Annotated in this window: 20 protein-coding genes; 13 read left to right on the forward strand and 7 right to left on the reverse strand. The window is 74.7% G+C overall.

Annotated features, from left to right (window positions below):
* Nucleotides 1-130: 130 nt before the first annotated feature.
* Nucleotides 131-2,323, reverse strand: a complete 2,193-nt coding sequence (locus ACGFMP_RS22660; protein ID WP_393674690.1) for a CATRA conflict system CASPASE/TPR repeat-associated protein — start codon at nucleotides 2,321-2,323, stop codon at nucleotides 131-133.
* A gap of 48 nt (nucleotides 2,324-2,371) precedes the next feature.
* Between ACGFMP_RS22660 and ACGFMP_RS22665 the strand changes: the two genes are divergently transcribed.
* From ACGFMP_RS22665 to ACGFMP_RS22675, 3 genes are all read left to right on the forward strand, one after another.
* Nucleotides 2,372-2,716 (forward strand): CATRA system-associated protein, encoded by a 345-nt coding sequence (locus tag ACGFMP_RS22665; protein WP_393674692.1) that lies wholly within the window; start codon nucleotides 2,372-2,374, stop codon nucleotides 2,714-2,716.
* A gap of 7 nt (nucleotides 2,717-2,723) precedes the next feature.
* The gene (locus ACGFMP_RS22670; protein WP_393674694.1) at nucleotides 2,724-7,025 is read left to right on the forward strand and encodes a CHAT domain-containing protein; all 4,302 of its coding nucleotides are present in this window, start codon (nucleotides 2,724-2,726) and stop codon (nucleotides 7,023-7,025) included.
* Nucleotides 7,026-7,277: 252 nt separating this feature from the next.
* The gene (locus ACGFMP_RS22675; protein WP_393674696.1) at nucleotides 7,278-9,614 is read left to right on the forward strand and encodes a DUF4132 domain-containing protein; all 2,337 of its coding nucleotides are present in this window, start codon (nucleotides 7,278-7,280) and stop codon (nucleotides 9,612-9,614) included.
* Nucleotides 9,615-9,635: 21 nt separating this feature from the next.
* On the opposite strand, the gene ACGFMP_RS22680 is transcribed toward ACGFMP_RS22675, so the two are convergent.
* Nucleotides 9,636-10,028 (reverse strand): DUF5997 family protein, encoded by a 393-nt coding sequence (locus ACGFMP_RS22680; RefSeq protein ID WP_393674698.1) that lies wholly within the window; start codon nucleotides 10,026-10,028, stop codon nucleotides 9,636-9,638.
* Nucleotides 10,029-10,086: 58 nt separating this feature from the next.
* Between ACGFMP_RS22680 and ACGFMP_RS22685 the strand changes: the two genes are divergently transcribed.
* Nucleotides 10,087-10,830 carry a LysR family substrate-binding domain-containing protein gene (locus tag ACGFMP_RS22685; protein ID WP_393674700.1) on the forward strand — a complete coding sequence of 248 codons (744 nt, stop codon included), beginning with the start codon at nucleotides 10,087-10,089 and terminating at the stop codon, nucleotides 10,828-10,830.
* Between the two features lie 12 nt (nucleotides 10,831-10,842).
* On the opposite strand, the gene ACGFMP_RS22690 is transcribed toward ACGFMP_RS22685, so the two are convergent.
* Nucleotides 10,843-11,124: a Smr/MutS family protein gene (locus tag ACGFMP_RS22690; RefSeq protein WP_393674976.1), complete on the reverse strand. Its 282-nt coding sequence runs from the start codon at nucleotides 11,122-11,124 to the stop codon at nucleotides 10,843-10,845.
* A gap of 45 nt (nucleotides 11,125-11,169) precedes the next feature.
* Complete coding sequence (locus ACGFMP_RS22695) at nucleotides 11,170-11,601, reverse strand: nuclear transport factor 2 family protein (protein WP_393674702.1); 432 nt, start codon at nucleotides 11,599-11,601, stop codon at nucleotides 11,170-11,172.
* 257 nt (nucleotides 11,602-11,858) lie between these two features.
* Between ACGFMP_RS22695 and ACGFMP_RS22700 the strand changes: the two genes are divergently transcribed.
* Genes ACGFMP_RS22700 through ACGFMP_RS22710 form a run of 3 tightly spaced genes read left to right on the forward strand, consistent with a single transcriptional unit; the run spans nucleotide 11,859 to nucleotide 15,184 of the window.
* Entirely contained in the window at nucleotides 11,859-12,560 is a 702-nt protein-coding gene (locus ACGFMP_RS22700; protein ID WP_393674704.1) for a hypothetical protein, read from the forward strand.
* Between the two features lie 43 nt (nucleotides 12,561-12,603).
* Nucleotides 12,604-14,775, forward strand: coding sequence for a DEAD/DEAH box helicase (locus ACGFMP_RS22705; protein WP_393674706.1), 2,172 nt, complete (start codon nucleotides 12,604-12,606; stop codon nucleotides 14,773-14,775).
* Between the two features lie 16 nt (nucleotides 14,776-14,791).
* Nucleotides 14,792-15,184, forward strand: coding sequence for a hypothetical protein (locus ACGFMP_RS22710; RefSeq protein WP_393674708.1), 393 nt, complete (start codon nucleotides 14,792-14,794; stop codon nucleotides 15,182-15,184).
* Nucleotides 15,185-15,276: 92 nt separating this feature from the next.
* Here ACGFMP_RS22710 and ACGFMP_RS22715 read toward each other — a convergent pair whose 3' ends face one another.
* Nucleotides 15,277-16,182 (reverse strand): LysR family transcriptional regulator, encoded by a 906-nt coding sequence (locus tag ACGFMP_RS22715; RefSeq protein WP_393674709.1) that lies wholly within the window; start codon nucleotides 16,180-16,182, stop codon nucleotides 15,277-15,279.
* Between the two features lie 100 nt (nucleotides 16,183-16,282).
* On the opposite strand from ACGFMP_RS22715, the gene ACGFMP_RS22720 reads away from it, so the two are divergent.
* Complete coding sequence (locus tag ACGFMP_RS22720; RefSeq protein WP_393674710.1) at nucleotides 16,283-17,110, forward strand: oxidoreductase; 828 nt, start codon at nucleotides 16,283-16,285, stop codon at nucleotides 17,108-17,110.
* Between the two features lie 68 nt (nucleotides 17,111-17,178).
* Here the strand turns inward: ACGFMP_RS22720 and ACGFMP_RS22725 are convergent, their stop codons facing one another.
* Together ACGFMP_RS22725 and ACGFMP_RS22730 are read right to left on the reverse strand one after the other, a co-directional pair.
* Nucleotides 17,179-18,336: a hypothetical protein gene (locus ACGFMP_RS22725; RefSeq protein WP_393674711.1), complete on the reverse strand. Its 1,158-nt coding sequence runs from the start codon at nucleotides 18,334-18,336 to the stop codon at nucleotides 17,179-17,181.
* Nucleotides 18,337-18,442: 106 nt separating this feature from the next.
* Complete coding sequence (locus ACGFMP_RS22730) at nucleotides 18,443-19,795, reverse strand: glycoside hydrolase family 18 protein (RefSeq protein WP_393674713.1); 1,353 nt, start codon at nucleotides 19,793-19,795, stop codon at nucleotides 18,443-18,445.
* 118 nt (nucleotides 19,796-19,913) lie between these two features.
* Here ACGFMP_RS22730 and ACGFMP_RS22735 point away from each other — a divergent pair, with 118 nt between their 5' ends.
* The 5 genes from ACGFMP_RS22735 to ACGFMP_RS22755 all read left to right on the forward strand — a co-directional run bounded on the left by ACGFMP_RS22735 (nucleotide 19,914) and on the right by ACGFMP_RS22755 (nucleotide 22,999).
* Complete coding sequence (locus tag ACGFMP_RS22735; protein WP_393674714.1) at nucleotides 19,914-20,885, forward strand: DUF4190 domain-containing protein; 972 nt, start codon at nucleotides 19,914-19,916, stop codon at nucleotides 20,883-20,885.
* A gap of 144 nt (nucleotides 20,886-21,029) precedes the next feature.
* Entirely contained in the window at nucleotides 21,030-21,782 is a 753-nt protein-coding gene (locus tag ACGFMP_RS22740; protein WP_393674716.1) for a GntR family transcriptional regulator, read from the forward strand.
* A 101-nt stretch (nucleotides 21,783-21,883) separates the two neighbouring features.
* Complete coding sequence (locus ACGFMP_RS22745) at nucleotides 21,884-22,396, forward strand: RpiB/LacA/LacB family sugar-phosphate isomerase (protein WP_393674717.1); 513 nt, start codon at nucleotides 21,884-21,886, stop codon at nucleotides 22,394-22,396.
* Nucleotides 22,397-22,400: 4 nt separating this feature from the next.
* On the forward strand, nucleotides 22,401-22,601 hold the full coding sequence (locus tag ACGFMP_RS22750) for an SPOR domain-containing protein (protein WP_393674718.1): 201 nt from the start codon (nucleotides 22,401-22,403) through the stop codon (nucleotides 22,599-22,601).
* The gene (locus tag ACGFMP_RS22755) at nucleotides 22,598-22,999 is read left to right on the forward strand and encodes a (deoxy)nucleoside triphosphate pyrophosphohydrolase (RefSeq protein WP_393674719.1); all 402 of its coding nucleotides are present in this window, start codon (nucleotides 22,598-22,600) and stop codon (nucleotides 22,997-22,999) included. The genes ACGFMP_RS22750 and ACGFMP_RS22755 overlap by 4 nt, the downstream gene beginning before the upstream one ends.
* Nucleotides 23,000-23,092: the final 93 nt, after the last annotated feature.

Below are 23,092 nucleotides of genomic sequence, written 5' to 3' on the forward strand. Positions count from 1 at the left end.
GATCCGGACCCCACGGTCGCCGCCGCCGACGCACCCGCCGGCCGCCCCGCTCCCCGCACGGGCCTTCCCCGCATGGCCCTCATACCGCGCGGGCCGGGGCGGCCCGGAGCATGCCCCGTGGAAGGCGGCGTCAGCCGTCCGCGCAGCCGAGCACGCGGGCGGCCGCGTCCGCCCACGTCACCTTCTCCGCCATCATCCGCTGGAGCGCTCCCGCCCTGACGAAGGCGTGCGGCAGGTCGTACATGATGTTGCTGATCTTCGCGGTCCAGCGGGCCACGTCCTCCTCCAGGCGCTCCTTCTGGCCTGCGACGTCCACCACCACCTGCTCGGCCCAGTCGGCGGGAAGCACCGAGCGCAGCAGCATGCCGAGACCGCTGCGCCCGCTGATCAGGGCGGGCACCGCGTTGCTCACCGCGTCGACCCCCACGAGGCCGAAGGAGTCAGCGCGGGAGGGCATCAGCACCAGGCTCGAACGCGCCAGGTCGCCTTCGACCAGCGCCAGTTCGGGGGTGTAGGGGTGCACGGTCACATCGATCGCCGGATTGTCGACGAGCTTCTCGACGGCGGAGTGCACCTGGTCCGAGGTGTCCTCCAGAGCGCCGCGGACCAGCAGCTCCCACTGCCCGAATTCCGACCTCTCCGGCGCCGCGCGGCCGAGCGCCCGGCTCGCGATGTTCAGCCCCTTGCCGTCGTCGTCCTGCATCCGCCCCATCAGCAGGAACTGCGGCACCCCGGCCGGGGTGGGGTGCGGCCCCGGGCGGCCGTCGTCGAACCCCGGGTCGATCCGCACCGAGGTCAGATCCCGGTACTTCGGGATCTGGCGCTCACGCGCGACCATGGCCTCGAGGCGCGGCCCCACCGGCAGCACCCGCCAGGCGCCGAGGGCGTGTTCGAACTCCAGCCAGGTGCGCTGAGCGGCGCGGGCACCCGGGTCGCCGCTCCTGCCGCCCTTGAACCACTCGTTCCTGTTGGGCTCGACATGCACGAAGTGCAGCCGCCGTGCGGTGACGAAATGGTCCTCGGTCTGGGCCTTGGCCGCGAGGCCGGTCAGCCTGCCGTGGCCGATGACGAGGTCGGGGACCACCCCCGGTGGCAGCGGCGCCCGGCGCATCAGCGACTCCCTGCCGGGCAGGTCCGGCCGTTCCGCGTCCACCAGGACGACGTGCTTGTCCAGCGCGTCGTCCCGCTCCGCCCGGGTGGCCCTGGGCAGCAGGACGTAGACCTCGGCGCCGGCGGCCACCAGCGCGATGCACAGCTTCCGGTTCAGGGCGCTGACGCCGCCGTTCGCCGGCAGCCACTCGTCGATCACCGAGAGCACCCTTACCGGCCGCCGCGTCCCCGCGCCATGGGCCATCGGCTGCGCCTTCCGGGCCAACTGCTCCCCCGCCACTTTGCGTTCGTCCTGGCTGCCGCCCCCGTCGGCCAGCCGCAGCAGTGCCGCGTGGTCGGAGAGGTCCCGCGTGAACCAGTGGACGAAGTCCCGGTCGTCGTCGAGCACCCGCCGGTCGGCGAGTCCGGCCATGCCGTGCGCTTCGCAGTGCCGCAGGGCCTGTTCCGCGTTCTCCCACGCGGCGCCGACCGCAGCGCGCAGCGCACTCAACCGGTCCTCGGGAGTGTCCAGCGTCCGGAAATCCGTGTCGCCGTACGGCACGCCGATGACGGCTCGCGGGCGCTCGCCTCCCTGCGGCACCCGCCGGGCGAACCGGCCGTGCGCGCGCAACTGGTGGCGCACGGCGGCCATGTGCATCAGATACCGCACGAAGACCGGCATGGCGTCGCTCCGGGAGGCCGACCAGGCCAGCGCCGACAGGTCGCCGTCCCGCCCGGTCCTTCCCACCAGCCGCAGCCGGCGCAGGCTGCGGGTGTCGTCGCCCCGGTCCTGTTCCGCCAGGTCCAGCGTGCTGGGCCCGGTGTCGGCGGTCTTGCCGAGCGACAGCACCGCGGCGCCGAGGACATCCGGGCCCGGCGCCCCGAGGATCCCGTCCATCCGCCGCTCCAGCGCCGCCCAGGTCCGCCCCGGTGCCGTGCCCAGCAGCATCGAGAGGTTCAGCACCTCGCGGTCGCGGCGCACGATCATCTGGTCGAGCCCCGCGGTGTCCTGTACGCCGGCGACCGTCACCGGGCCGTGCACCGGTGCCTCCGGCAGCTCGGCGGGACGTTCGGCCGGTGTCGTCGCCCCCAACGGCCGGTCCGCGCGCTGCGCCTGCCGGAACCGGTCCCACATCGCCCACAGCGCCGCCTGCGCCGCCTCAGCGGCCGGGCTGTCCAGCCGTACGAAGACGTGGGCGGTGACCTCCTGCTCCACCACGGGCAGTTCGGGCATTCGGAGTTCACCCTCCGCAGTCCGTGAAGCGGCCGCTACCTTGAGTGCGTGAATTCTACGGGCGGTTCGCCGGATTCGGGTATCAAGGCCGCAACTCGCGCCCGGGCGCACGTGCTGCTCGCCGACGTCCTCGAATGGCGGCGCCGCCCCGACCGGTGGGAGCGCCCCGCCGCCGCGGTCGCCGCCGTGGCCGCCGCGCTCGCGGCAGACGACGACCAGGCCCTCGACGCCGCCAACGCCAGGCTGGAGCGCGCGGCGGACCCGCGCGTCGAGCGGATCGACCCCGACGCCGTACCGCCGCCCGAGCCGCTGCGCGAACGCACCGTCGTCCTCGTCCACGACACCGCACCCGAGGACGAGCGGAGCTCCCGCCCGCCGGCCGCGGACTCCTGAGCGGCCGATGGCCTCGCGACGGCCCCGGTGGTTCCTGTGGGTGCTGCGGCAGCCCGCGCTACGGCGGGCGACGCGGGTGACCGTGCGGGAAAGATACCCGCGCCGGATCGACCGGCTGGTCGCGCGCTGGGAGGCGCTGGCCGCGACGGCAGGGCGGGAGCAGCGGGTGCGGCTGCTCGAAGCGGTGGCCGCGCTGCACGGCGAGTCGGCACGGCGGGGCGACCCGGCGGCATGGGCACGGGCCGTGGACACGCTGGAGCGCGCTGCCGTGGTGGCGCTGCCGGACGCCTCCGGTGGAGCCGCGCTGCCCGCCGCTGCCGCGGTACTCGTCGAACTCGCCGAGGCCCGGATGGAGTCGGCCGAGGCGACCGGTGACACCGGGATGGTGCGGGAGGCCGTCGCGTCGGTACGGCGGGGCGTGGACGCCGTCGGTGACGACCGGGCCACCCGGATCATGGTGCTCTCCGCCGCGGGAGTCGTCCTGCTGCGCGCGGGAAGTGCCCTGGCGGAACCCGGGCTGCTCGCCGAGGCGGCCGGTGCGGTGACCGACGCCCTTGCCGCGGGCGGCGGTTCACGGCTGAACCTGGCATACGCGTGGCGGCTGCGCTACGAATTCACCGGCGACGCCGATGATCTCGGCAGAGCCGAGCAGGCCGCCTCCGAGGCGGTGGCCGAGTGCCTGGAGCACGGGCTCGACGTGGCCGAGGAGTACGCGGAACTCGCCCAGGTGCTGCGCTACCGCTTCGCCGAGGACGGTGACCGGGAGACGGCCGAGAGGGCCACGCAAGCGGCCCGCGGCGCCCTCGCCGCCACCGGCCCCGCGGACGGCGTGGAAGGACTCCGCCGCGCCTGCCTGCTGGCGGGCTTGCTCACCGAACGCCACGCGGCCGGCCACCCCGACGCCCTCACCGAGGCCGTCACCCTGGTCCGCGCCGCACTGTCCGCCGGCGGCTCCGCCGGGGCGGCCGGGGAGCCCGGCTGCGGGGCCGGGGAGGCCGTCGCGGGCGCCGGTTCACGGGTGGCGGAGGGGGCCGCGGGTGCCCCGGGGGAGCCCGGCGGCTTCGGGGCCGCGGGTGCGGGCGCGGGTTCACGGGAGGGTGCCGCGGGTGCCGTGGGGGAGCCCGGCTTCGGGGTCGCGGGTACGGGCGCGGGTTCGCGGGAGGGGGCCGGGGGTGCCGTGGGGGAGTCCGGCGGCTTCGGGGCCGGGGGTGCGGGCGCGGGTTCGCGGGAGGGGGCCGCGGGTGCCGCGGGGGAGTGCGGCGCGGGTGCGGGCGCCGGTTCGCGGGTGGCGGAGGGGGCCGGGGAGGGGCCCGACTTCCAGGTGGCGCAGGTCGCCGCGGCCGTGCTCACCGCCTGGGCCGCCGAGCGGCAGGACACCGGTGTCTCGCGGGAGGCGGAGGCAGCGGCACGTGCCGCCGTGTCCGCCGCGGGGGAGGACGAGGAGCGGCGGGCGGTCGCTCTCGACACCCTGGCCGATGTGCTGCACGCCCGCTTCCGCCTCACCGACGAGGTCGGCCTGCTGGACGAGGCGATCACGCTGGGCGAGGCCGCGGCTGCCCTCGCCGTCGGCATACCCGCCGACCGGGCCGGCTACCTCGGCAACCTCGGCATCGCCCACTTCGACCGCTACGGCGCCACCGGCACCGCGGCCGACCTCGCTGCCGCGATCCGGCGGCACCGCCAGGCGCTCGAACTGACCGGCCCCGGCCACCCCGGCTCCGGCATGCACCTGAACAACCTCGGTCTCGCCCTCACCGCACGCGCCCGCGCCGGCGACCGGGCCGCGGCGGACGACGCGATCGGGGCCGCACGCGCCGCGGTGGAGCGCGCCGCCCCCGGCACCGACCTGGCGCACCGCCTCAGCAACCTCGGCGGCGCCCTCTACGAGCGCTACACGCGGTTCGGCGATCTTGCCGATCTCGACGAGGACATCGACTCCCAGCGGGCCGCGGTGGCGGCGGCCGAGAGCGCCGCGGGCCACCCCGACCTGCCCGGCCTGCGCAGCAACCTCGCGACCGCCCTCACCGAGCGCTACGACTGCCTGGGCACCAGGGACGACCTCGCGGAGGCCGTCGCGGAGCTGCGTACGGCGCTGGCAGGACCCGCCCGGCCACCGGACTTCGCGACGATCAGCGACGCCTACGGCATGGCACTGCACTCCTGGTACGAGGCGACCGGCGAGGAAGCCGCACTCGGCGAGGCGGTATTGCGTCTGCGTGCGGCGGTCGCCGGCAGCCTGGCCGGCGACCCTGACCTGCCGCTGCGCATCAACAACCTCGTCGTCTCGCTGCGCGCCTCGTCCGCTCGGCTGGGCGGTGCGGCGGGCGAGGCGGGGGGCGATGCCGCGGAGGAGGCGGTCGGGACGGCCAGAGCGGCGCTCGCGGCACTCGCCGAGCGCCATACCGCGACGCCGGGCGCGTCCGAGGCCGGCGGGCCGGGCCGCGCGCTGCGGTCCGCACTGGCGCTTGCCCTGCACGCGCGGGGGCGGGACGGGGACCTGGACGAGGCGGTGGACCTGTCGACCTCCCTGGTGGCGGACATTCCCGCGGACGAGCCGCTGCGGGCGCAGGAACTGGCCAACCTCGCCTTCCTCCTGGACGCCCGCCACACGCGGTCGGCCGACCGCGACGACGTCTTCCGCGCCATGACCGCGCTGCGTGCCGCGGCACTCGCCGAGGCGGGCAACCCCGGTGTGCGGATGAGGGCCGCGCGGTCGTGGGGGCGGCTGGCGGCGGAGCGCGGGCTCCCCGCACAAGCGGCGCGGGCCTTCGCACTGGCCGTCGAACTCCTGCCCGCCGCGGCCCCCCGCCGCCTCGAACGCCCCGACGCGCAGCGGTGGCTGACCGAGTTCGCCGGGCTGGCGAGCGACGCCGCCGCGATGGCGCTCGCGTGCGACGACCCCGAACGGGCCCTGGCGCTGCTGGAGTCGGGCCGCGGCGTCCTCCTCAACCGGACCCTCGGTATCCGCACCGACACCGCGGAGGTCAGAGCAGCGGCTCCCGCGCTCGCCGACCGCTTCGACGCCCTGCGCGACGAACTCGACGCGCTCGACGCCCACCGGGCCACCGGCGCGCAGCCCCACGGCGGGGCGCACCGGGAGCGACGGCGTGACCTGGAGCGCGAACTCGCCCTCGTCGTCGAGGCCGTGCGGTCCCTTCCGGTCCAGGGGGCGGCCCGCTTCCAGCGGCTGCCGGACGTCGCGGAGCTGCTGGAGGAGGCCGCGGAGGGGCCGGTGGCGGTGGTGAACATCAGCTCCTACCGCTGCGACGCGCTGCTGCTCACCGGCGGCGGGCTGCGGACCGTACCGCTGCCTGGCCTGGACGCCGACGGGTTGGAGGAGACGGTGGCCCGTTTCCACCGGGACGCCAGGACCGCCGGCGACGGCGAACTCCCCGAGGACGACCCCGCTGCCGAGGCGGCCAGGGAAAGGGTGACGACCACGCTGGACCTGCTGTGGCACGCGGTGGCCGCACCGGTCCTGGACGCGCTGCTCCCGCATCCCGCCGAACCGGCCGCGACAGCCGCGGGTGCGGGCGCGGACCCGGCCCCGAGCGCCGGTGCGGAGCGCCGACTGTGGTGGGTGCCGACCCAGGCGCTGTGCCAACTGCCCCTGCACGCCGCCACCGACCGGGACACCGGAGCGTGCGTGCTCGACGTGACCGTGCCCTCGTACACCCCGACGGTGACGGCGCTGCACCACGCGCGGCGGCGCGCCGGCGCGGAGCCCGAGGCGTACGAGGCCGCGGTGATCCACGTCGGCGGCGCCACAGCGGACGGGGTGGCGCTGCCCGCCGCCGCACGCGAAGTACGGCATGTGGCGGGCCTGTTCGGGGTCGAGCCGATGGACGCGGCGCGGGCGCCGCGTGAGGCTCTGACCGCCGCGGTGGCCACCTGCACGCACCTGCATCTGGCCTTGCACGCGAAGGCCGACCCCGACGACCCGGGCGACAGCCGCTTCCTGCTGCCCCGGCTCCATCTGACCGTCGGGGAGATCGCCGCCCTGCGCAACACGGCAGGCCGGCTCGCGTACCTGTCCGCGTGCGAGACCACCCACACCGTGGCGCACCTCGTGGATGAGGCGGTGCACCTCACCTCCGCGCTGCAACTCGTGGGGTTCGCCGAGGTGATCGGCACGCAGTGGCGGATCCCCGACCCGGTGGCGGAGTGGGCGGCCCGGCACTTCTACGCCGAGCTCGCCGGCTGCCCGGGCGACGCCTCCGTGGCGCTGGCCCGCACCGCCCGCAGGCTCCGCGACCGCTTCGCGCCCTACCCCGAGGTGTGGGCGCCCCTGCACCATGCGGGCCGGTGACATGCCGTGACACGAAGCGCCACGACCGCCGCCACGGGCACAGGCACAGAGGTGGGCACAGGCTCGGGCACGGAGGCCACGCGGGCACGGAGGCGGGCACAGGCACAGAAGCGGGCACAGGCTCGGGCACGGAGGCGCACGCGGGCACGGAGGCGGGCGGGGACACCACCGTCGGCCACAGGCCCGAGCCCGCCTGTCAGTGGTGACTGCCAGAATCCCCCCCATGTCCCACGTGATGGAACGAGGCGCCTGATGGACCTCGCACCCCGGCTGATGCGTGCACTGACCGACCCGGAGTTCGACCTCGACTTCCGGTATTCCGAGCTGTCGGAGCTGTCCGACGTGGAGCTCGGCGGTCTGCTCCCTGCGGCCTACCGGGTGGGCCGTTCCGCCCCGTATCCGATGACGCGGGTCCGCATGGCGGTCGAGGACGAGGGCAAGGGGCGGCAGCCGCGCTACACGCCCGAGGCCTGCCGCGCGATGTTCGAGGCGCTGGTCGCCCAGCAGGAGGAGCGCGACTGGTCGGACCTCGCCCGCGCGGCGGGCGCGCTGCTGCGCTGCACCGGGCCGTGGCCCGATGTCGCCGATCACGCCAGCGAGTTGATCGCCTTCCGGCTGGAGAAGGACGACACGCGCCAGCCGTACGCGCTGCTCGCGGTGGCGGGGCTCGCGGGCGACGGGGCGCTGCGTGCGGTGGTGGAGCGCGTCGACCGCGGCGGCGGCCGGCTCGCGAGCGACGAGACCGCGGTCCTCGCCGGCCTCACCCCGGCCGAGCAGGCGCTGCTGTCCGAGACCGACCTGCGCGAGTCCTACACGTCGCCGCCGCCCCTCGACGACGTGTGGCGGCGGATCGCGGACATCCCGGCCTACGCCGCCTTCGCCCGCCGCGCCCTCGAGGCGGCGGCCGACCGCGCCGACGCTGTTCAGGCCGGCACGATTCCGTACGTGGCGGACAAGGCCTTCGGCCCGCGGGAGGTCGTCGCGCTCGGGCACGCCGCGCGGGTCGCACTGCTGCGGGACGAGCCCTGGCTGCCGGGGCTGCTCGACCGGCTGCTGCCCGCCATCACGGTCGCCCCGACACCGGCGAAGACCCTCCCGTCGCAGGCGCTGCTGTACGAGTTGGTCCGTGCCGGGCAGGACTTCCCGACGCCGGAATTGGCCACCGCGATACGCACCGCCCGCGCGGCCGTCAGGCACGCGGGAGTGCCCAAGCAGCTCGACAGGATGCTCAAGCACGTCGACGCGGCGCTGGCCGGGCGGACCGATGTCGCGCTGCGGCTCCCGACGCTCGGCTTCGACGCCGACGGGGTGCTGCGCCGGGCGGCCGCGGGGTACGAGGCCGTCGTCACCGTCACCGACACCGCCGTGCTGACCTGGGCGAAGGACGGCCGGCCGCTGCGCGGCGCACCGGCGCCCGTCCGCCGCGAGCACGGCGACCTCGTCAAGGAGCTGCGCGACCTGGTCAAGCGGGTGGGGGTCCAGCTCGGCACGCTCGCACGGGCGCTGGAGGGCGGCTTCCCCGTCGGTGCCGTCCAGCCGTACGGCCGCTGGCGCACCGAGCTGGCCGGGCATCCGCTCGCCCGGGCCGTGGTGGGCCGGCTGATATGGGAGGTCGAGGCCGCTCCCGGCGAGTGGCGGGCCTTCCTGCCCGAGGCGGGCGCTCTGCCCGACGCACCAGGCGACCGCCCGGTCCGCCTGTGGCACCCGATCCGCTCGGACCCCGGCGCGACAAGGGCCTGGCGGGACCTGCTCACCGAACGCCGTATCCGGCAGCCCTTCAAGCAGGCCTTCCGCGAGATCTACTTCCTGACCCCCGCGGAGGAGGAGGCCGGGGTCCACTCCGACCGCTTCGCCGGGCAGATCGTGCACTACCGCCGGATGTTCGCCCTGTTCAGGTCACGCGGCTGGTCGAGCGGCCTGCTCGGCCCGTGGGACGGCGGCGACGAGGACGAGGCGGTACGCACCCTGGCGGCGGGGGAGTGGCGGGTGCGCTTCCGCCACGCACTGGCGCAATGGCCGTGGGAGGAGGAGTCGGCCGCGACCGGCCGGGTCTGCTTCGCGCGGCGGGAGGAGGGCGGCTGGCGGGAGGCGCGGCTCGCGGAGGTGCCGCCGCTGGTGTTCAGCGAGGCGATGCGCGATGTGGACCTCTTCGTCGGTGTGACGTCGATCGCCGCCGACTCCGACTGGAATGACCGCGGTCCCGAGCGCGCGTTCCTGGAGCGGGCCGGGTTCGGCGAGCTGACGGCGAACGCGGAGGTCCGCCGGGAGGCGCTGGAGCGGATCGTGCCGCGCCTGAAGATCGCGGACCGCTGCTCGCTCGACGGCCGGTGGCTCTCGGTAAGGGGCGACCTGCGCACCTACCGCATCCATCTGGGGTCGGCCAACATCCTGATGGAGCCCGACGACGCCTACCTGTGCATCGTCCCGGCGCGCGGCAAGGGCGGCGCGGGGGAGGGGGGCGACGGCGCGGTCTTCCTGCCCTTCGAGGACGAGCGGCTCTCGCTGATCCTCAGCAAGGCCTTCCTGCTCGCCGCCGACAGCGGCATCACCGACCCGACCATCCGCTCGCAGATCGAGCGGGGCGCCTGACGGCCGCGAGGGGGGTGCGGGTCAGCGGGCCCGGTCGGCGCGCTCGGCCTGCTTCTCCTTGATGCGCACGGCTTCCTTGCGGACCTCGGCCTGGGTGGCGCGCTCACGCTCCAGCCACTGCGGGTTCTCCTGCTTCAGCGCCTCGATCTGCGTCGTGGTGAGCGCTTCCGTGACGCCGCCGCGGGCCAGGCCCGCGATGGACACGCCCAGCTTCGCCGCGACGACCGGGCGGGGGTGCGGGCCCTCACTGCGGAGGTCCTGGAGCCACTGGGGCGGGTCGGCCTGCAGGGCGTTCAGCTCGCTGCGGGAGACGACACCCTCCTGGAACTCGGCGGGGGTGGCCTGGAGGTACACACCCAGCTTCTTCGCCGCGGTGGCGGGCTTCATCGTCTGGGCGGTCTTCTGCGACGTCATGCGGTCAAGGGTAACGAGCGCGTGTGGTGCCCCTGACCATCACGGATAGCCTTGCGGGGTGACTGGCTCGGATGTACCTCCCGCGTTCCGGCTCGCCTACGTGCCCGGCGTGACACCCGCCAAGTGGGTGCGGACCTGGCACGAGCGGCTGCCCGACGTGCCGCTCGACCTGGTACCGGTGCCCGCGGCGGAAGCGGCAGGCCTGCTGCTCGCCCGCGGGGCGGACGCGGGCTTCGTCCGGCTGCCCGTCGACAGGACCGACCTGAGCGCGATCCCGCTGTACACGGAGACGACGGTGGTGGTGGTCCCCAAGGACCACCTGGTGGCGGCGGTGGACGAGGTGACCTCGGCGGACCTGGCCGACGAGATCGTGCTGCACCCGCTCGACGACACCCTCGGCCCGCAGGCGCCCCCCGGCCGCCCGGCGCTGGAACGCCCCGCCACCACCGAGGACGCCATCGAGCTGGTGGCGGCGGGCATCGGCCTGCTGGTCGTCCCGCAGTCGCTGGCCCGGCTGCACCACCGCAGGGACCTGGTGTACCGGCCGGTCACCGACGCCCCGCAGTCCCGGATCGCCCTGTCCTGGCGGGAGGACGCGACCACCGACCTGGTGGACGACTTCATCGGCATCGTCCGCGGCCGCACCGTCAACAGCACCCGCGGCCGATCGGCGCAGAACCAGGCTCAGGCGCCGAAGGAGCCCAAGCAGAAGCCGAAGGGGAAGCCGGCCGCGAAGGGCGCAAGGTCCGGTTCCGCGGCGCCCAGGGGCGGCAAGCGCGGCAAGCCCCGCCGCCGCCCGTAGCTCCCTGCGGGCTCAGCGCAGGTGGACCAGGATCCGCCCCGAGTTGTGCGGGTCGACCTCCACCCGGGCGTAGAGCTTCCTGAGGTGCGCCTGCCCCAGGCAGGCCAGCACCCGGTCCCTGAGCTTGCCCGTCCCCTTGCCGGGGATGACCTCGAGCACGTCGACCCCCGTGGCGGCGGCCCTGAAGAGGGCCTGCCGCAGCGCGACGTCGAGGTCGCGGTTGTTGCGGAAGATCGGGTGCAGATCGAGGGTGAGCAGGGTGATCGCCTCCGCCGTGTCGCCGTGAGACCGCAGCGTACGGGAGCGGCGCGCCGCCGGGGAGGGGCCGGGGTGGCCGGGTCACGCCCCGGCGGCGAGCTCGGGGAAGAGCACCTCGGCCACGTGGTGGGTGTCGGCGTACTCCCTGACCGAGGCGATCCGGCCGTCGCGGACGACGAAGACACCCAGGCAGCGGTTGCGGTAGGCGGCACCCGTCGCGGTGGTGCCGTCCGAGGTCCACTCGGCGACGACCCGGTCGCCGTCCGCGAGGATGCCGGTGAGCGCGATGACCAGCGGGGCGCCCGGCAGCAGGCGGCCGCCCATGCCGCCGAGGAAGTCGTCGATGATGCTGTCGCGGCCCTGCCACACCTTCGATATGGGCAGGCTGCCGGGGTAGTCCCAGGTGGCGTCGGCGGCGAAGCTGTCGCGGATGACGTCGAGGTCGCCGTCGCGCACCGCCTCGACGTAGCGGGTGACGACGGCCTTCGGGTCGAGCGGTGCTGCGGTGCTCACGGCGGTTCTCCTCGTGGTCCTCGGCGGCCTGGCGGTACGGGCACTCCTGCGGTGCCGCCGGGGCCCGCGGTGGCCGGTGGGACCAGCCAACACCGCCGGCCGCGAGGGGGTCCAACAGCTTCCGGACGGGGTTGACAACCGATGGTTGTCACCGCCCGCGGGACAGCGGGCGCCGCCCTCCGCGGGCGCCGCTGAGAGCGGGGAACCGTACCCGCGCGCCGCTTCGTCCTCCCGGGAAAGCGGCACCGGGGGGCGCCATGCAGATCGTGGAAGTGACGGGGTACGCCGTACGGTCGGCGGTGTACACGATGCGCCGCAAGGACACTCCGCTGCAGTTCGTGCTCTTCCCGATGCTGCACGTGGCCTCGCCGACCTTCTACGCGCAGGTCAGGAGGCGGCTGCGCACCTGCGACCTGATCGTCATGGAGGGCATCAAGGGCCGCTCCGCGGGGGTGGGCACCCTCACCCTCGCCTACCGCTTCGCGCCCCGACGCCGGCGCAACGGCCTGGTCGAGCAGCACGACGCCGACCTGCTCCCCGCCGGTGTGCCGGTGCTCTACCCGGACGTGACCGCGGCCGAGGCGATGGCGGACCTGCGGGCGCTGCCCCGCATGACGTACGCCACGCTGATGGTCGCCGCGCCCGTGATGGGCCTGGTCTTCGCGATCCGCGGGCCGCGCGCCTTCCTGGACGAGGACCTGGCGGTCGAGGACCTGCCCTCGACGCACGAGGCGGAGGCTCTCGCCGACCACGAGGTGCTGCACGCCATGACCGACCGGCGTGACCGCCGGCTGCTCGAAGCGCTCGGCGCGATCCACGCGGAGCGCCGCGACGAGCCGATACGGGTCGCGGTGGTCTACGGCGCCGGGCATGTTCCGGCGATCGTGACGGGCCTCGTGGAGGGCTTCGGCTACCAGCCGCGCGACGCCGAGTGGCTGACCGTACTCGTGCCCCGCTGAGGCAGCGGGCGCCGTGCGAGGATGGCCGCGGAGGGACGGCGTCGTGCGCGATACGGGTGGGCGGAAGGCCAGGGACGTCCTGGCGGACGGCAGGCGGCTGCTCGGTGCCGCCCGGTCGCTGCTCGCCGACCACGAGAGCGCGACCGCAGCCGTACGGGCGGCACTTGCCCCGATCGTGGACGAACTGGCCGCACATGAGCTGGAGTCGATCCCGGCCGCACGCCTCAAGGACGTCACCCAGGGCCGGTTGCGGCTCGCCGCCATCGAGGCCGCCGGCTTCTCCTCGGTGGCCCGGGTGCTGGACGCCGGGCGGTACGGGCTGCGGCAGATCGCCGGGGTCGGGCCGCAGACGGCCGACCAGGCCTACGCGGCGGCCCGGCAGATCGCCGACGCGGTCGTCGAGACGGTCGCGGTGCGCATCGACGTGGACCGGAGGGAACCCCGCACGACGGCGCTCGTCATCGCGCTGCACCGGCTCGTGGCGGCGGGGCCCGAGTCGACCACAGCCGTCGAGGCGGCGCGGCAGGTCGAGGCGGGGCTCGGCCCGCCGCTGGCCCGGGCCGCGGAGGCGGGCGGTGCGCTGCGGCAGCTCTTCGCCGGTGCGGAACGCAGGGCCGGGACACGGGCCGCGGTCGACGCGGTGGCCGGTCTTCACGCGCAGGCAGCGAAGCGCGGGACCCCGCTGCTGCTCGGGCAGGCGTCCGTCGACCTGCTGCGGGCCCCGGCGTCCGAGGTGGAGGCGTGGGTCGACTTCGAGACCCGGCCCGCCGACTACTACAGCCTGCTGGCCGAGCTGTCAGGCGGCGGCCCCGACGTGGCGGCGGCCGAGGGCTTCCTGCCCGCCGACGTGGTCGAGCGGGTACGCGCCCAGCCGCTCGACGGCACCCACCGCCGGGTGTCGCTGCGCGGCTACCAGGCCTTCGGGGCGCGCTTCGCGCTGGCGCAGCGCCGGGTGCTGCTCGGCGACGAGATGGGGCTCGGCAAGACGATCCAGGCCCTCGCGGCGCTGGCGCACCTGGCCGCGCAGGGGCGCACCCACTTCCTCGTGGTGTGCCCTGCGGGGGTGCTGGTCAACTGGACCCGGGAGACGCGCGCCCGCAGCGCGCTGCGGGCGGTGCCGCTGCACGGGCCCGGCAGGCACGAGGCGTTCGCCGAGTGGCGGGCCGGCGGCGGTGTGGGCGTGACCACCTACGACGCGCTGCGCGGCTTCCCCGCCCCCGGCGCCGACGGCGGGTGCCGGGTCGCGATGCTCGTCGTCGACGAGGCGCACTACGTGAAGAACCCCGAGGCCAGAAGGACGCGGGCGGTCGCGGAATGGGCCGCGGACTGCGAGCGGGTGCTGTTCATGACCGGTACCCCCATGGAGAACCGGGTCGCCGAATTCCGCAGCCTCGTACGGCACTTGCAACCCGGCCTGCTCGACAGGCCGGGCGCGGCCGAAGGGGCGGGCGCCGCCGGGTCGCAGGCCTTCAGGAGGGCGGTCGCACCGGCCTACCTGCGGCGCAACCAGGTCGATGTGCTGGCCGAACTCCCCGCGCTCCTCCACACCGACGAGTGGGCCGAATTCAGCGCCGCCGACCAGGACGCCTACCGTACGGCGGTGCTCGCGGGGAACTTCATGGCCATGCGCAGGGCCGCCTACGCCGACCCGGAGAAGTCCGCGAAGCTCGGGCGGCTGCGTGAACTCGTCGCCGAGGCGGCGGACAACGGGCTCAAGGTCGTCGTCTTCTCCTACTTCCGCGATGTGCTCGGCACGGTCGCGGACGCGCTCGGTCCCGCGGTCTTCGGGCCGCTCACCGGATCGGTCGCACCGGTGCGGAGGCAGCAACTGGTCGACGCCTTCAGCGCGGTGGAAGGGCACGCGGTGCTGCTCGCGCAGATCGAGGCGGGCGGGGTCGGGCTCAACCTCCAGGCGGCGTCCGTGGTGATCCTGTGCGAGCCGCAGGTCAAACCGACCATCGAGCACCAGGCGGTGGCCCGCGCCCACCGGATGGGCCAGCTGCGCCCGGTGCGGGTGCACCGGCTGCTCGGCACCACGGGCGTGGACGAACGCCTGCTGGCGATCCTGCGGGACAAGGCGCGGCTTTTCGACGCCTACGCGCGGCGCAGCGACGTGGCGGAGGCCGCGCCCGACGCCGTCGACGTCTCCGACGTCTCGCTGGCCCGGCAGATCGTCGAGGAAGAGCAGAACAGGCTTGCCGGCAAGACCGGTTGACGACAGGGGAGGGCACATGACGGCCGTGCGATGGGGATTGATCGCGACGGAGCGGCGGGGCGTCTACCACAACAACTACGAGCCGCGGGTCCTCGAGGAGGTGACCGGAACGCGGGAGGAGGCACTGGCCCGCCTCGAACAGGTCCTCGCCGAATACATCGGCGACTCCTCCGGCATCGCCAGGCGGCGGCTGTACCGGACCGACGACGGTTTCCTCTACGTCCACGGCGACGGCATGCAGACCGACGGCACCCGCTTCTCGATCGCCGAGCTGATCAGCGACAGCAACGACGCCAAGCTGGCCGCCGCCGCGGAGAAGGAAGCGGCCAAGCAGCGCAAGGCCGCCGAACGCCGGGCCAGGCGCGAGCAGCGCCGGATGCCGATCGAGGACGACCCCGAGGACCGCTGACGCCGCCCCGCCCTGCGCGCGGGCGACGGACCTGGCCTGTGCCGGGCGGGCGTGCGGGCGGGTCGGGCTCGCGCCGGTCGGCTCGGCGGGGGTCAGGCGCGGGCTGTGCGGGCGTGGTGGCAGGCTTCTGCGTAGGCGCGGGCCAGGGGGGTCGCACCGGTGCGTGGCCACGCCAGGGCGAAGCGGCTTGGGGTGATGCCGTGTACCGGGCGGGTCGTGACGCCGCCCAGCGTGATCAGCGGGGCGTTGCCCGCCGCGACCAGGACCACACCGAGGCCCGCGACCAGTGCCTCGTACGTCTCCTCGGTGCTCGCCACCTCGGCGCCGATCCGCGCGGGTCGTCCTGCCCTGGCGTCGGTGGCCAGCCAGTAGTCACGCAGCGGCCCGGCCGCGGCAGGTATGGCGAGGAAGGGCTCGTCGAGCAGCTCGGCGAAGTCCACCGTGTCGCGGGCGGCGAGCGGGTGGCCGTCCGGCATCGCGACGAGGCGCGGCTCCTCCGCGACCACCAGCACGTCGTAGCGCTGCTGGTCGGGCAGCGGCAGCCATACGTACGCCACCTCGCTGCTGCCGTCCGCGAGGCCCGCCGTCGGGTCCTCCCAGCTGACCTGCCGCAGCCGCAGGATCGCCTCGGGGTGGTCGGCGGTGAAGCGGGAGCGGACCGCGGGCAGCAGGCCGCCGCGGCCGGGGCTGGTGCTCATCCCCACCACCAGAGTGCTGACCTGAGCGGCCTTGGCGCCGCCGACCGCCGTCCAGGCCAGGTCCCATTCGGCCAGCACCCGCTGGGCATGCGGCAGCAGGGCGGTGCCGACAGCGGTCAGTGCGACGCCCTGCCGGTCCCTGTCGAAGAGCGTCGCGCCCAACTGCCGCTCCAGCGCCCTGATCTGCTTGCTCAGCGCGGGCTGCGACACGAAGAGCCGCTCGGCGGCCCGGGTGAAGTGCAACTCCTCGGCGACCGCGACGAAATAGCGCAGGTCCCGACCGTGAACGTCCATAGCCATCGGTTATCACGGCCGGTCTTGGACGGGCAACCCGGGTGCGCCGCAGGCTTGACCCATCGGAAGACCGAGAAGGCCGACACAGAGAAACCAGGGGCAGACAATGAACAAGGTGTGGCTGGTCACGGGCGCGAACAGCGGTTTCGGGCGGGCGATCACCGAGGCGGCGGTGGCCGCGGGCGACGTCGTGGTCGGCGCCGCACGCCGGGTCGCCGCCCTGGACGACCTGGTCGCCGCGCACCCCGACCAGGTGGAGGCGCTCGCCCTCGACGTCACCGACCTCGCAGCCATCGACGCGGCGGTCGCCGACGTGCTCGCCCGGCACGGCCGGATCGACGTCCTGGTCAACAACGCGGGACGCGGCCACGTGGGCGCGTTCGAGGAGACCTCGGACACCGACCTGCGCGAGCTGTTCGAGGTCCACGTCTTCGGCCCGGCCGCCCTGGTACGCGCGGTCCTGCCGTCGATGCGGGCCCGCAGGTCGGGGGCGATCGTCCAGATGAGCAGCATGGGCGGCCAGATGTCCTTCGCCGGCTTCTCCGCCTACAGCGGCACGAAGTTCGCCCTGGAGGGCATGACGGAGGCGCTGGCGCAGGAGGTCGGCCCGCTCGGCATCAGGACGCTGATCGTGGAGCCCGGCGCCTTCCGCACCTCCCTGATGGGCAACACCTCGGCGAGTGCGGAACTCCCGGACTACGAGGCCACGGTGGGCGCCACCCGGGCGATGGTGGCCCTCGGCGACGGTGCCCAGCCGGGGGACCCGGCCAAGGCCGCGGCCCTGATCATCACCGCCCTCGAAGCGGACGCCACCCCGCTGCACCTCCCGCTCGGCGACGACGGCATCGACGCGGTGCTCGGCCACCTGGACCAGGTGCGCGAGGACATCGACCGGTGGGAGAAGCAGGGCCGCGCGACCCGCTTCGACGCGTGAAAGCCCCCTCGCCCCGTCCCGGGGCAGGCCGTCCCGGGGCAGGCCGTCCCGGGTCAGGCCGTCCCGGGTCAGGCCGCCGCGTTGCGGCGCGCCCGGACGGTGCCGGGGTGGGCGGGCCCGAAATGCCCCTCCCAGAGGGCGGCGAGGGCCGTGCGCTCCGCCGGGGTGCCGCTGACGGCGGCCAGCAGGGTGCGTGCGGTCAGGGTGGCGTAGTGGGTGGGGGCGCAGCGGGCCGAGCAGCGCTCGACGGCCTCCCGGGCGGCGGCCGGTGCGTCCGGGTGCCCGGCCGCGTGCAGGGCCTCGGCCCGCACCAGCGCCCAGGCCGGGCGGATCTCCGGGACCACGACCGGCATGGACGAGACGACCGCCAGCGCGTCGTCATGCCGGCCGAGCTCGCTGAGGGCGTGCGTCAGATGCACAGCGAAGGTCTGGAGGGCGGGGTGGTCGGCGCCGAGCAGGCTCTCGCGGGAGGCGATCTCCGCCCGTACGGCAGCCTCGGCGTCGGCGGGGCGGCCCGCGCCGATCAGCGCCAGCACCTGCGAGGCCGCCGCGGCAGCCCGCCACTCGTCGTCCATCCGGGCCGTGGCGGCGACCAGGGAGCCCGCTGCCGCCAGGGCCTCCTCCGACCTGCCGAGCATGTACAGCTGTCCGAGGGCGCTGAAGCGGGCGCCCAGCGCCGAGACGTGCTCCTCGCCGAGATCGCGGGCCGCTGCGGGGGCCATCGCCTCGAACCAGGCCAGTGACTCCGCGTGCCGCCCGGCCGCCTCGATGGCCTGGCCGATGACCTGCCGGCCGACGTAGCGCAGCCGGACGTGGACGCCGTCGGAGTACTCGCGGCCGGTGAAGTCGGCGACGGTGCCGCGGGCGAGGGCCTCCGCCTCGGCGTGGCGGCCACCGACCAGCTGCGCCTCGCTCAGCCGCAGGGCGGCGGCGCCGACCTGGAAGGCGTTGTCGCCGTGGGCCTGCCGGCACTCGGCCACGAGGAGGGTGAACACGGCGGCGGCGTCGTCGGGGCGGTCCAGGGCGAGCAGCGCTTGGCCGTGCGCCTTGCGGGCCTCGATCGTGCGGGGGTCGACCCTGCGGTGTCTCGCCGCCCGGTCCCGCGCGAGGGCGCCGAGCAGTTGCTCGGCCTCCTCCGTGCGGCCCTGTTTCAGCAGGTCCATGCCCTGCGCCAGCTCGGCGTCATGGCGCCTGCCGCGGCGGCGGGCCGAGGTGAGAAGTCCCATGGGGCCACGTTGCCATACGTGGCAGGCGGCGGGTCAGCCCGGTTGCCGCGCCCGTTGCCGGGCGGCCCCGTTGCTGGGGCCGCCCGGCAGGGGCGCGGGCCGCGGGTCAGGAAAGGCCGCGGTGCAGCGCCGAGATGAGCTCGCCGTCAGGCGTGTCACCGTCGAGGGACCAGGCCATCGCACCGCCGAGGTGCGCACCCCTGATGTAGGCCGCCTTCGCGGCGAGCACCTGCGGGTCGTCGTAGGTCCAGAAGTTCGTGCCGTCGTACAGCCACGCGAAGCCGTTCCTGGTGTCGCGGTGCACCGCGTACGTACCGGACGCCGCGAGTGCCTTCAGCGCGTGGTAGTCCTCGTTGCCGGCCTGCCAGGTGGCGGGGGCCGGTCCTGTGGAGGGCTGGAAGAGGCCTGCCGTGCCGCCGTCGGGGACGCCGGTCCAGCCCTGGCCGTAGAAGGGCACGCCGAGGACGAGTTGGCGGGCGGGGGCACCGCGGTGCAGCCAGTCACCGACCGCCTGCGTGTCGCTGAAGTCGTTCGGCACCGGGGAGTTGCGCGGTGCGCGCAGCGCGGACTGCTGGTTGGTGCCGGTCTCGTAGGGCCCGTGGAAGTCGTAGCCCTGGACGGTGCCGAAGTCCAGGTACTTGAAGATCTTCTTCACCTCGAACCCGGCGTCGATCTTCGCCGGTGCGGCCGGCAGGAAGGCGCTGAGGTCGTAGTGCTTGTGGGTGCCGCGCCCGTAGGCGTCGAGCTGGCGGCGGAATTCGGCGGCCAGCGCGGTGAAGTTCTTCTTGTCCTCGGGCCGGTAGACGGTGTCGACGTCACCGGAGGAGCCGGGCCACTCCCAGTCGATGTCGACGCCGTCGAACAGCCCTGCCGCCGAGCCGGGGCCGCCCTTGCCGTCGAGCAGCGGGAGGTTGCCCTTGATGAAGATGTCGAGGCAGGAGGCGACGAGTGCGCTGCGGGAGGCGGAGGTCCGTGCCGCGTCGGAGAAGTGCGTGGACCAGCCCCAGCCGCCGATCGAGATCAGCACCTTCAACTTGGGGTTCTTCTTCTTGAGTTCGCGCAGCTGGTTGAAGTTGCCCGCGAGCGCCTGGTCGGCGGTGTCGGCGGTTCCGTCGACGGAGGTCGCGGCGTCGACCGGGTGCTGGTAGTCGGCCCAGGCGTCGCCCTCGCCCGCGACGTTCGCCTCGAAGCACTTGCCGTCGGCGCCGATGTTGGCGAACGCGTAGTTGAGATGGGTGAGTTTGGCTGCGGTGCCGGAGGTCTGGACGTTCTTCACCTGGTAGTTGCGGGCGTAGATGCCCCACTGGGTGAAGTAGCCGACGCTCTTGTAGGAGGGTGTGGCGGGGGAGTGCCCGCCGTGGGCCTGCGCGGTGCTGCCGCCGGTGAGGGCGGGCAGGACGGCGACCAGCGAGAGTGTGGCGGCCGTGGCGGCCATACGGCCGAGAATTCGTCGACGCATGGCGGAGAAAGTATTGGTCTGGACCAATAACGGTCAAGGGGGCCGACGGAACGCGTTCCGCCGTTTCCCGGTCGCCGCCCGCCGCCGCGAGCGCCGGGGCGGACCGTAAACTCCCCGCGTGGACATACCCCCGCCGCCTCCGCCGCCGCCGCCGTCGCCCGACGACGCGCCGCCGCCCGGCCAGTCGCCCTACCAGAGCCAGCCGCAGTACCCGCCGCCGCCGAATCCGTACGCCCAGCAGCAGCCCCCGCTGCCTCCGCAGCCGGCCGAAGGGCAGCAGCCGCAGCAGCACAATCCCTACGCCACGGCCGGCCCGTACGGGACCCCCTACCCCGGGACCGCGCAGCAGCAGCCGTTCGGCTACGCGGCGCCGGGCGGCCAACTGCCGTACCCGGGGCAGCCGCAGGGCTGGTACGCACAGGAGCGCACCACCAACGGCATGTCGATCGCCGCGCTGGTGGTCGGCCTCGTGCCGTGCACGGTCGTGCTGGGGCTGATCTTCGGACTGGTGGGGCTCAAGCAGGTCAAGCGGCGCGGCGAGCGCGGCAAGGGCCTCGCGGTCGCCGGGATCACGCTCTCCAGCGTGTGGACGCTGGGCCTCGCGGCACTCATCACGCTCGCCGCGCTCGGCGTCTTCGAGGCGGGCAACACCGCGATCGCCGACCTGAAGGCCGGACAGTGCTTCAACCCGGTCGACGGCCCGCTGCCCTCCGACTCGGACGACGACTCCCACTCCTCCACGGTGGACGTCGTGGACTGCGCCGACCAGCACGACGCCGAGGTCTTCGCGGTCTGGGAGATCCAGTCGGGCTCCGGCGACCCGTACCCCGGCACCGAGAAGGTCGACGCCGACGCGCAGGCCGGCTGCCAGAAGTACGCCGGCACCTACCTGGACGGCAAGCACCCGGCGGGGATCGACAACTTCTCCATCTACCTGCCGTCGGCGGCCAACTGGGCGCATCACCAGCGCTCGGTGATCTGCTTCTTCGACCCGCCCGGCAAGGTGACCGGCTCGGTGAAGTCGGGCGGCGGCTCGACCGACGACTCGGGTGACTCCGGCGGCTCGGGGGACTCCGGCGTCGGCGTGTGACCACGGCCCGGCCGCGCGGGCGGGCGCGCGGCCGGTGCACGGCCGGGGAGTGAGCGGAGTGTGACGCTTGGGGCAGGGCTTGCGGTCGAGTACCCAGGGTTGCGAAGCTGTCGCGGACAGTCAACCCCTTGGGAAGGGCAGCCCGTGGCATTCGGTGAGCAGCCTGCGTACTTGCGCGTCGCGGACGACCTGCGCCGCAAGATCCTCGACGGCACGCTCCCCCCGCACGCCCGGCTCCCGTCGCAGGCGAGAATCCGCACCGAGTACGGCGTCTCCGACACCGTCGCCCTCGAAGCGCGCAAGGTGCTGATGGCCGAGGGCTTCGTCGAGGGCCGCTCCGGTTCCGGCACCTACGTCCGCGAGCGCCCGCGCCCGCGCAGGATCGTCCGCAGCGGATACCGCCCGGCCGGCGCTGCCTCGCCCTACCGGCAGGAGCAGGCCGACGAGGGCTGCAAGGGCACCTGGGAGTCGCGCAGCGTGCAGGACACGGCGACGCTCGACGTCGCCGAGCGGCTGCGGATCGAACCGGGGGAGCGGGTCATGCGCACCCACTACCTCTTCCGCACCGAGGGTGAGCCGACGCTGCTGTCGACCTCGTGGGAGCCCGTCGCGCTCACCGGGCGTACGCCGGTGCTGCTGCCGGAGGAGGGACCGGTCGGCGGGCAGGGCGTGGTGGCCAGGATGGCGGCCATCGACGTGGTCGTGGACCACATGGCGGAGGAGGTCGGCGCCCGGCCCGGCCTGGCCGCGGAGACCGCGGCGCTCGGCGGGGTGCCCGGCCACCTGGTGATCGAGATCCGGCGCACGTACTACGCCTCGGGTCGGCCGGTGGAGACCGCGGACGTCGTCATCCCCGCGGAGAAGTACCGAGCGGTGTACCACCTGCCCGTTCGGTGAACTGACGGCCCGTCGACTTCTGGTCGAACGGGTGGCCGGATCGATTTCTCTTCGTGTCATTGCGTACCCGCGCTGTGAACCTCGGGCGTAGGCTCGGGCATATGCGCATCGCCGTTTCCTCGGACATGGATGAGCCGCCGGCCCGGCAGGTCGTCGATGACCTGCGCCGACGCGGGCACACGGTGGAGGTGTACGGCGCGCTGCGCGACGGCGACCGGGCCGACTGGGCCTGGAGTGCGGAGGCGGCGGCGCGCGCCGTCGCACGCGGCGAGGCGGAGCAGGCCGTCGTCTGCTGCTGGACGGGCGCCGGCGCGTCCATCGCGGCGAACAAGGTTCCCGGCGTGCGTGCCGCGCTGTGCGCCGACGCGTACGCCGCGCGCGGGGCGCGGGTCTGGAGCGACGCGAACGCGCTGGCACTGAGCCTGCGCACGCTCTCCGGCGGCCTGCTCACCGAGATCCTGGACGCCTGGTTCGCGGCGGGCGCCGACCAGGAGCGCGACGACCAGGACCGCGCCAACGTCGCGCACCTCGGCGCGATCGAGTCCGCGACCCCCACCCCCACCGAGAACGCTGCTTCCGGCATCCACGCCGGCAGTGCAAGTGAAAGGGCATGACCTGATGACGTCCGACCTCGTATGGGTCCTCATACGCCAGGACGACGGTGCCAACCGCTACCGCGTGGGCCGGTACGCCACCAGGGCGGAGGCGGAACGCATCGCCGACCAGCTCGACGGCCGCAGCCGCGCCCAGGAAGGCGGCGGCGGGCAGGAGCGCCGCTACGTCATCGAGCGCATCGCCCCGCGGATGGTCCAGGCGTGACGCCTGCCCCGCTGGTGGTGGGCGGCGCCGTCGTGTCCGCGGGCCGGCTGCTTGCCGCCCGCCGCACGGCACCCGCCGCCCTGGCGGGGCGCTGGGAGCTGCCGGGCGGCAAGCTGGAGCCTGGCGAGACGGCGCCCGGCGCGCTGGTGCGCGAGCTGCGCGAGGAACTGGGCGTCGAGGTCGAGCCGCTGGAGCGGGTGCCGGGGCGGTGGCCGGTGGCGGGCGGCGCGCTGCTGCTCGAAGTGTGGACGGCCCGGCTGCTGTCCGGCAGCCCGCGGCCGCTCCAGGACCACGACGAGCTGCGCTGGCTCGGCCAGGGCGACATCGACAGCGTCGACTGGCTGCCGCAGGACCGCCCCGCGGTGCGGTGGGTGGCCTCCAGGCTCGGTACGGCCTGAGCCCTGAGGCCTGAGGCCTGAAGTCCGAGGCCCGAGGCCCGGGCCCGAGGCGTGACCCGCCCGCCGGCGGTGTCGGCGCGCCCCTTGGCGGGG

The sequence above is a fragment of the Streptomyces sp. NPDC049040 genome (genome assembly GCF_043197715.1).
GTDB lineage: Bacteria > Actinomycetota > Actinomycetes > Streptomycetales > Streptomycetaceae > Actinacidiphila.

Coding starts and splice junctions, on each gene's coding strand:
- ACGFMP_RS22660 (WP_393674690.1), bottom strand. CDS start 2,323: ATGCCCGAACTGCCCGTGGTGGAGCAGGAGGTCACCGCCCACGTCTTC.
- ACGFMP_RS22670 (WP_393674694.1), top strand. CDS start 2,724: ATGGCCTCGCGACGGCCCCGGTGGTTCCTGTGGGTGCTGCGGCAGCCC.
- ACGFMP_RS22675 (WP_393674696.1), top strand. CDS start 7,278: ATGGACCTCGCACCCCGGCTGATGCGTGCACTGACCGACCCGGAGTTC.
- ACGFMP_RS22680 (WP_393674698.1), bottom strand. CDS start 10,028: ATGACGTCGCAGAAGACCGCCCAGACGATGAAGCCCGCCACCGCGGCG.
- ACGFMP_RS22700 (WP_393674704.1), top strand. CDS start 11,859: ATGCAGATCGTGGAAGTGACGGGGTACGCCGTACGGTCGGCGGTGTAC.
- ACGFMP_RS22710 (WP_393674708.1), top strand. CDS start 14,792: ATGACGGCCGTGCGATGGGGATTGATCGCGACGGAGCGGCGGGGCGTC.
- ACGFMP_RS22715 (WP_393674709.1), bottom strand. CDS start 16,182: ATGGCTATGGACGTTCACGGTCGGGACCTGCGCTATTTCGTCGCGGTC.
- ACGFMP_RS22720 (WP_393674710.1), top strand. CDS start 16,283: ATGAACAAGGTGTGGCTGGTCACGGGCGCGAACAGCGGTTTCGGGCGG.
- ACGFMP_RS22725 (WP_393674711.1), bottom strand. CDS start 18,336: ATGGGACTTCTCACCTCGGCCCGCCGCCGCGGCAGGCGCCATGACGCC.
- ACGFMP_RS22730 (WP_393674713.1), bottom strand. CDS start 19,795: ATGCGTCGACGAATTCTCGGCCGTATGGCCGCCACGGCCGCCACACTC.
- ACGFMP_RS22745 (WP_393674717.1), top strand. CDS start 21,884: ATGCGCATCGCCGTTTCCTCGGACATGGATGAGCCGCCGGCCCGGCAG.
- ACGFMP_RS22750 (WP_393674718.1), top strand. CDS start 22,401: ATGACGTCCGACCTCGTATGGGTCCTCATACGCCAGGACGACGGTGCC.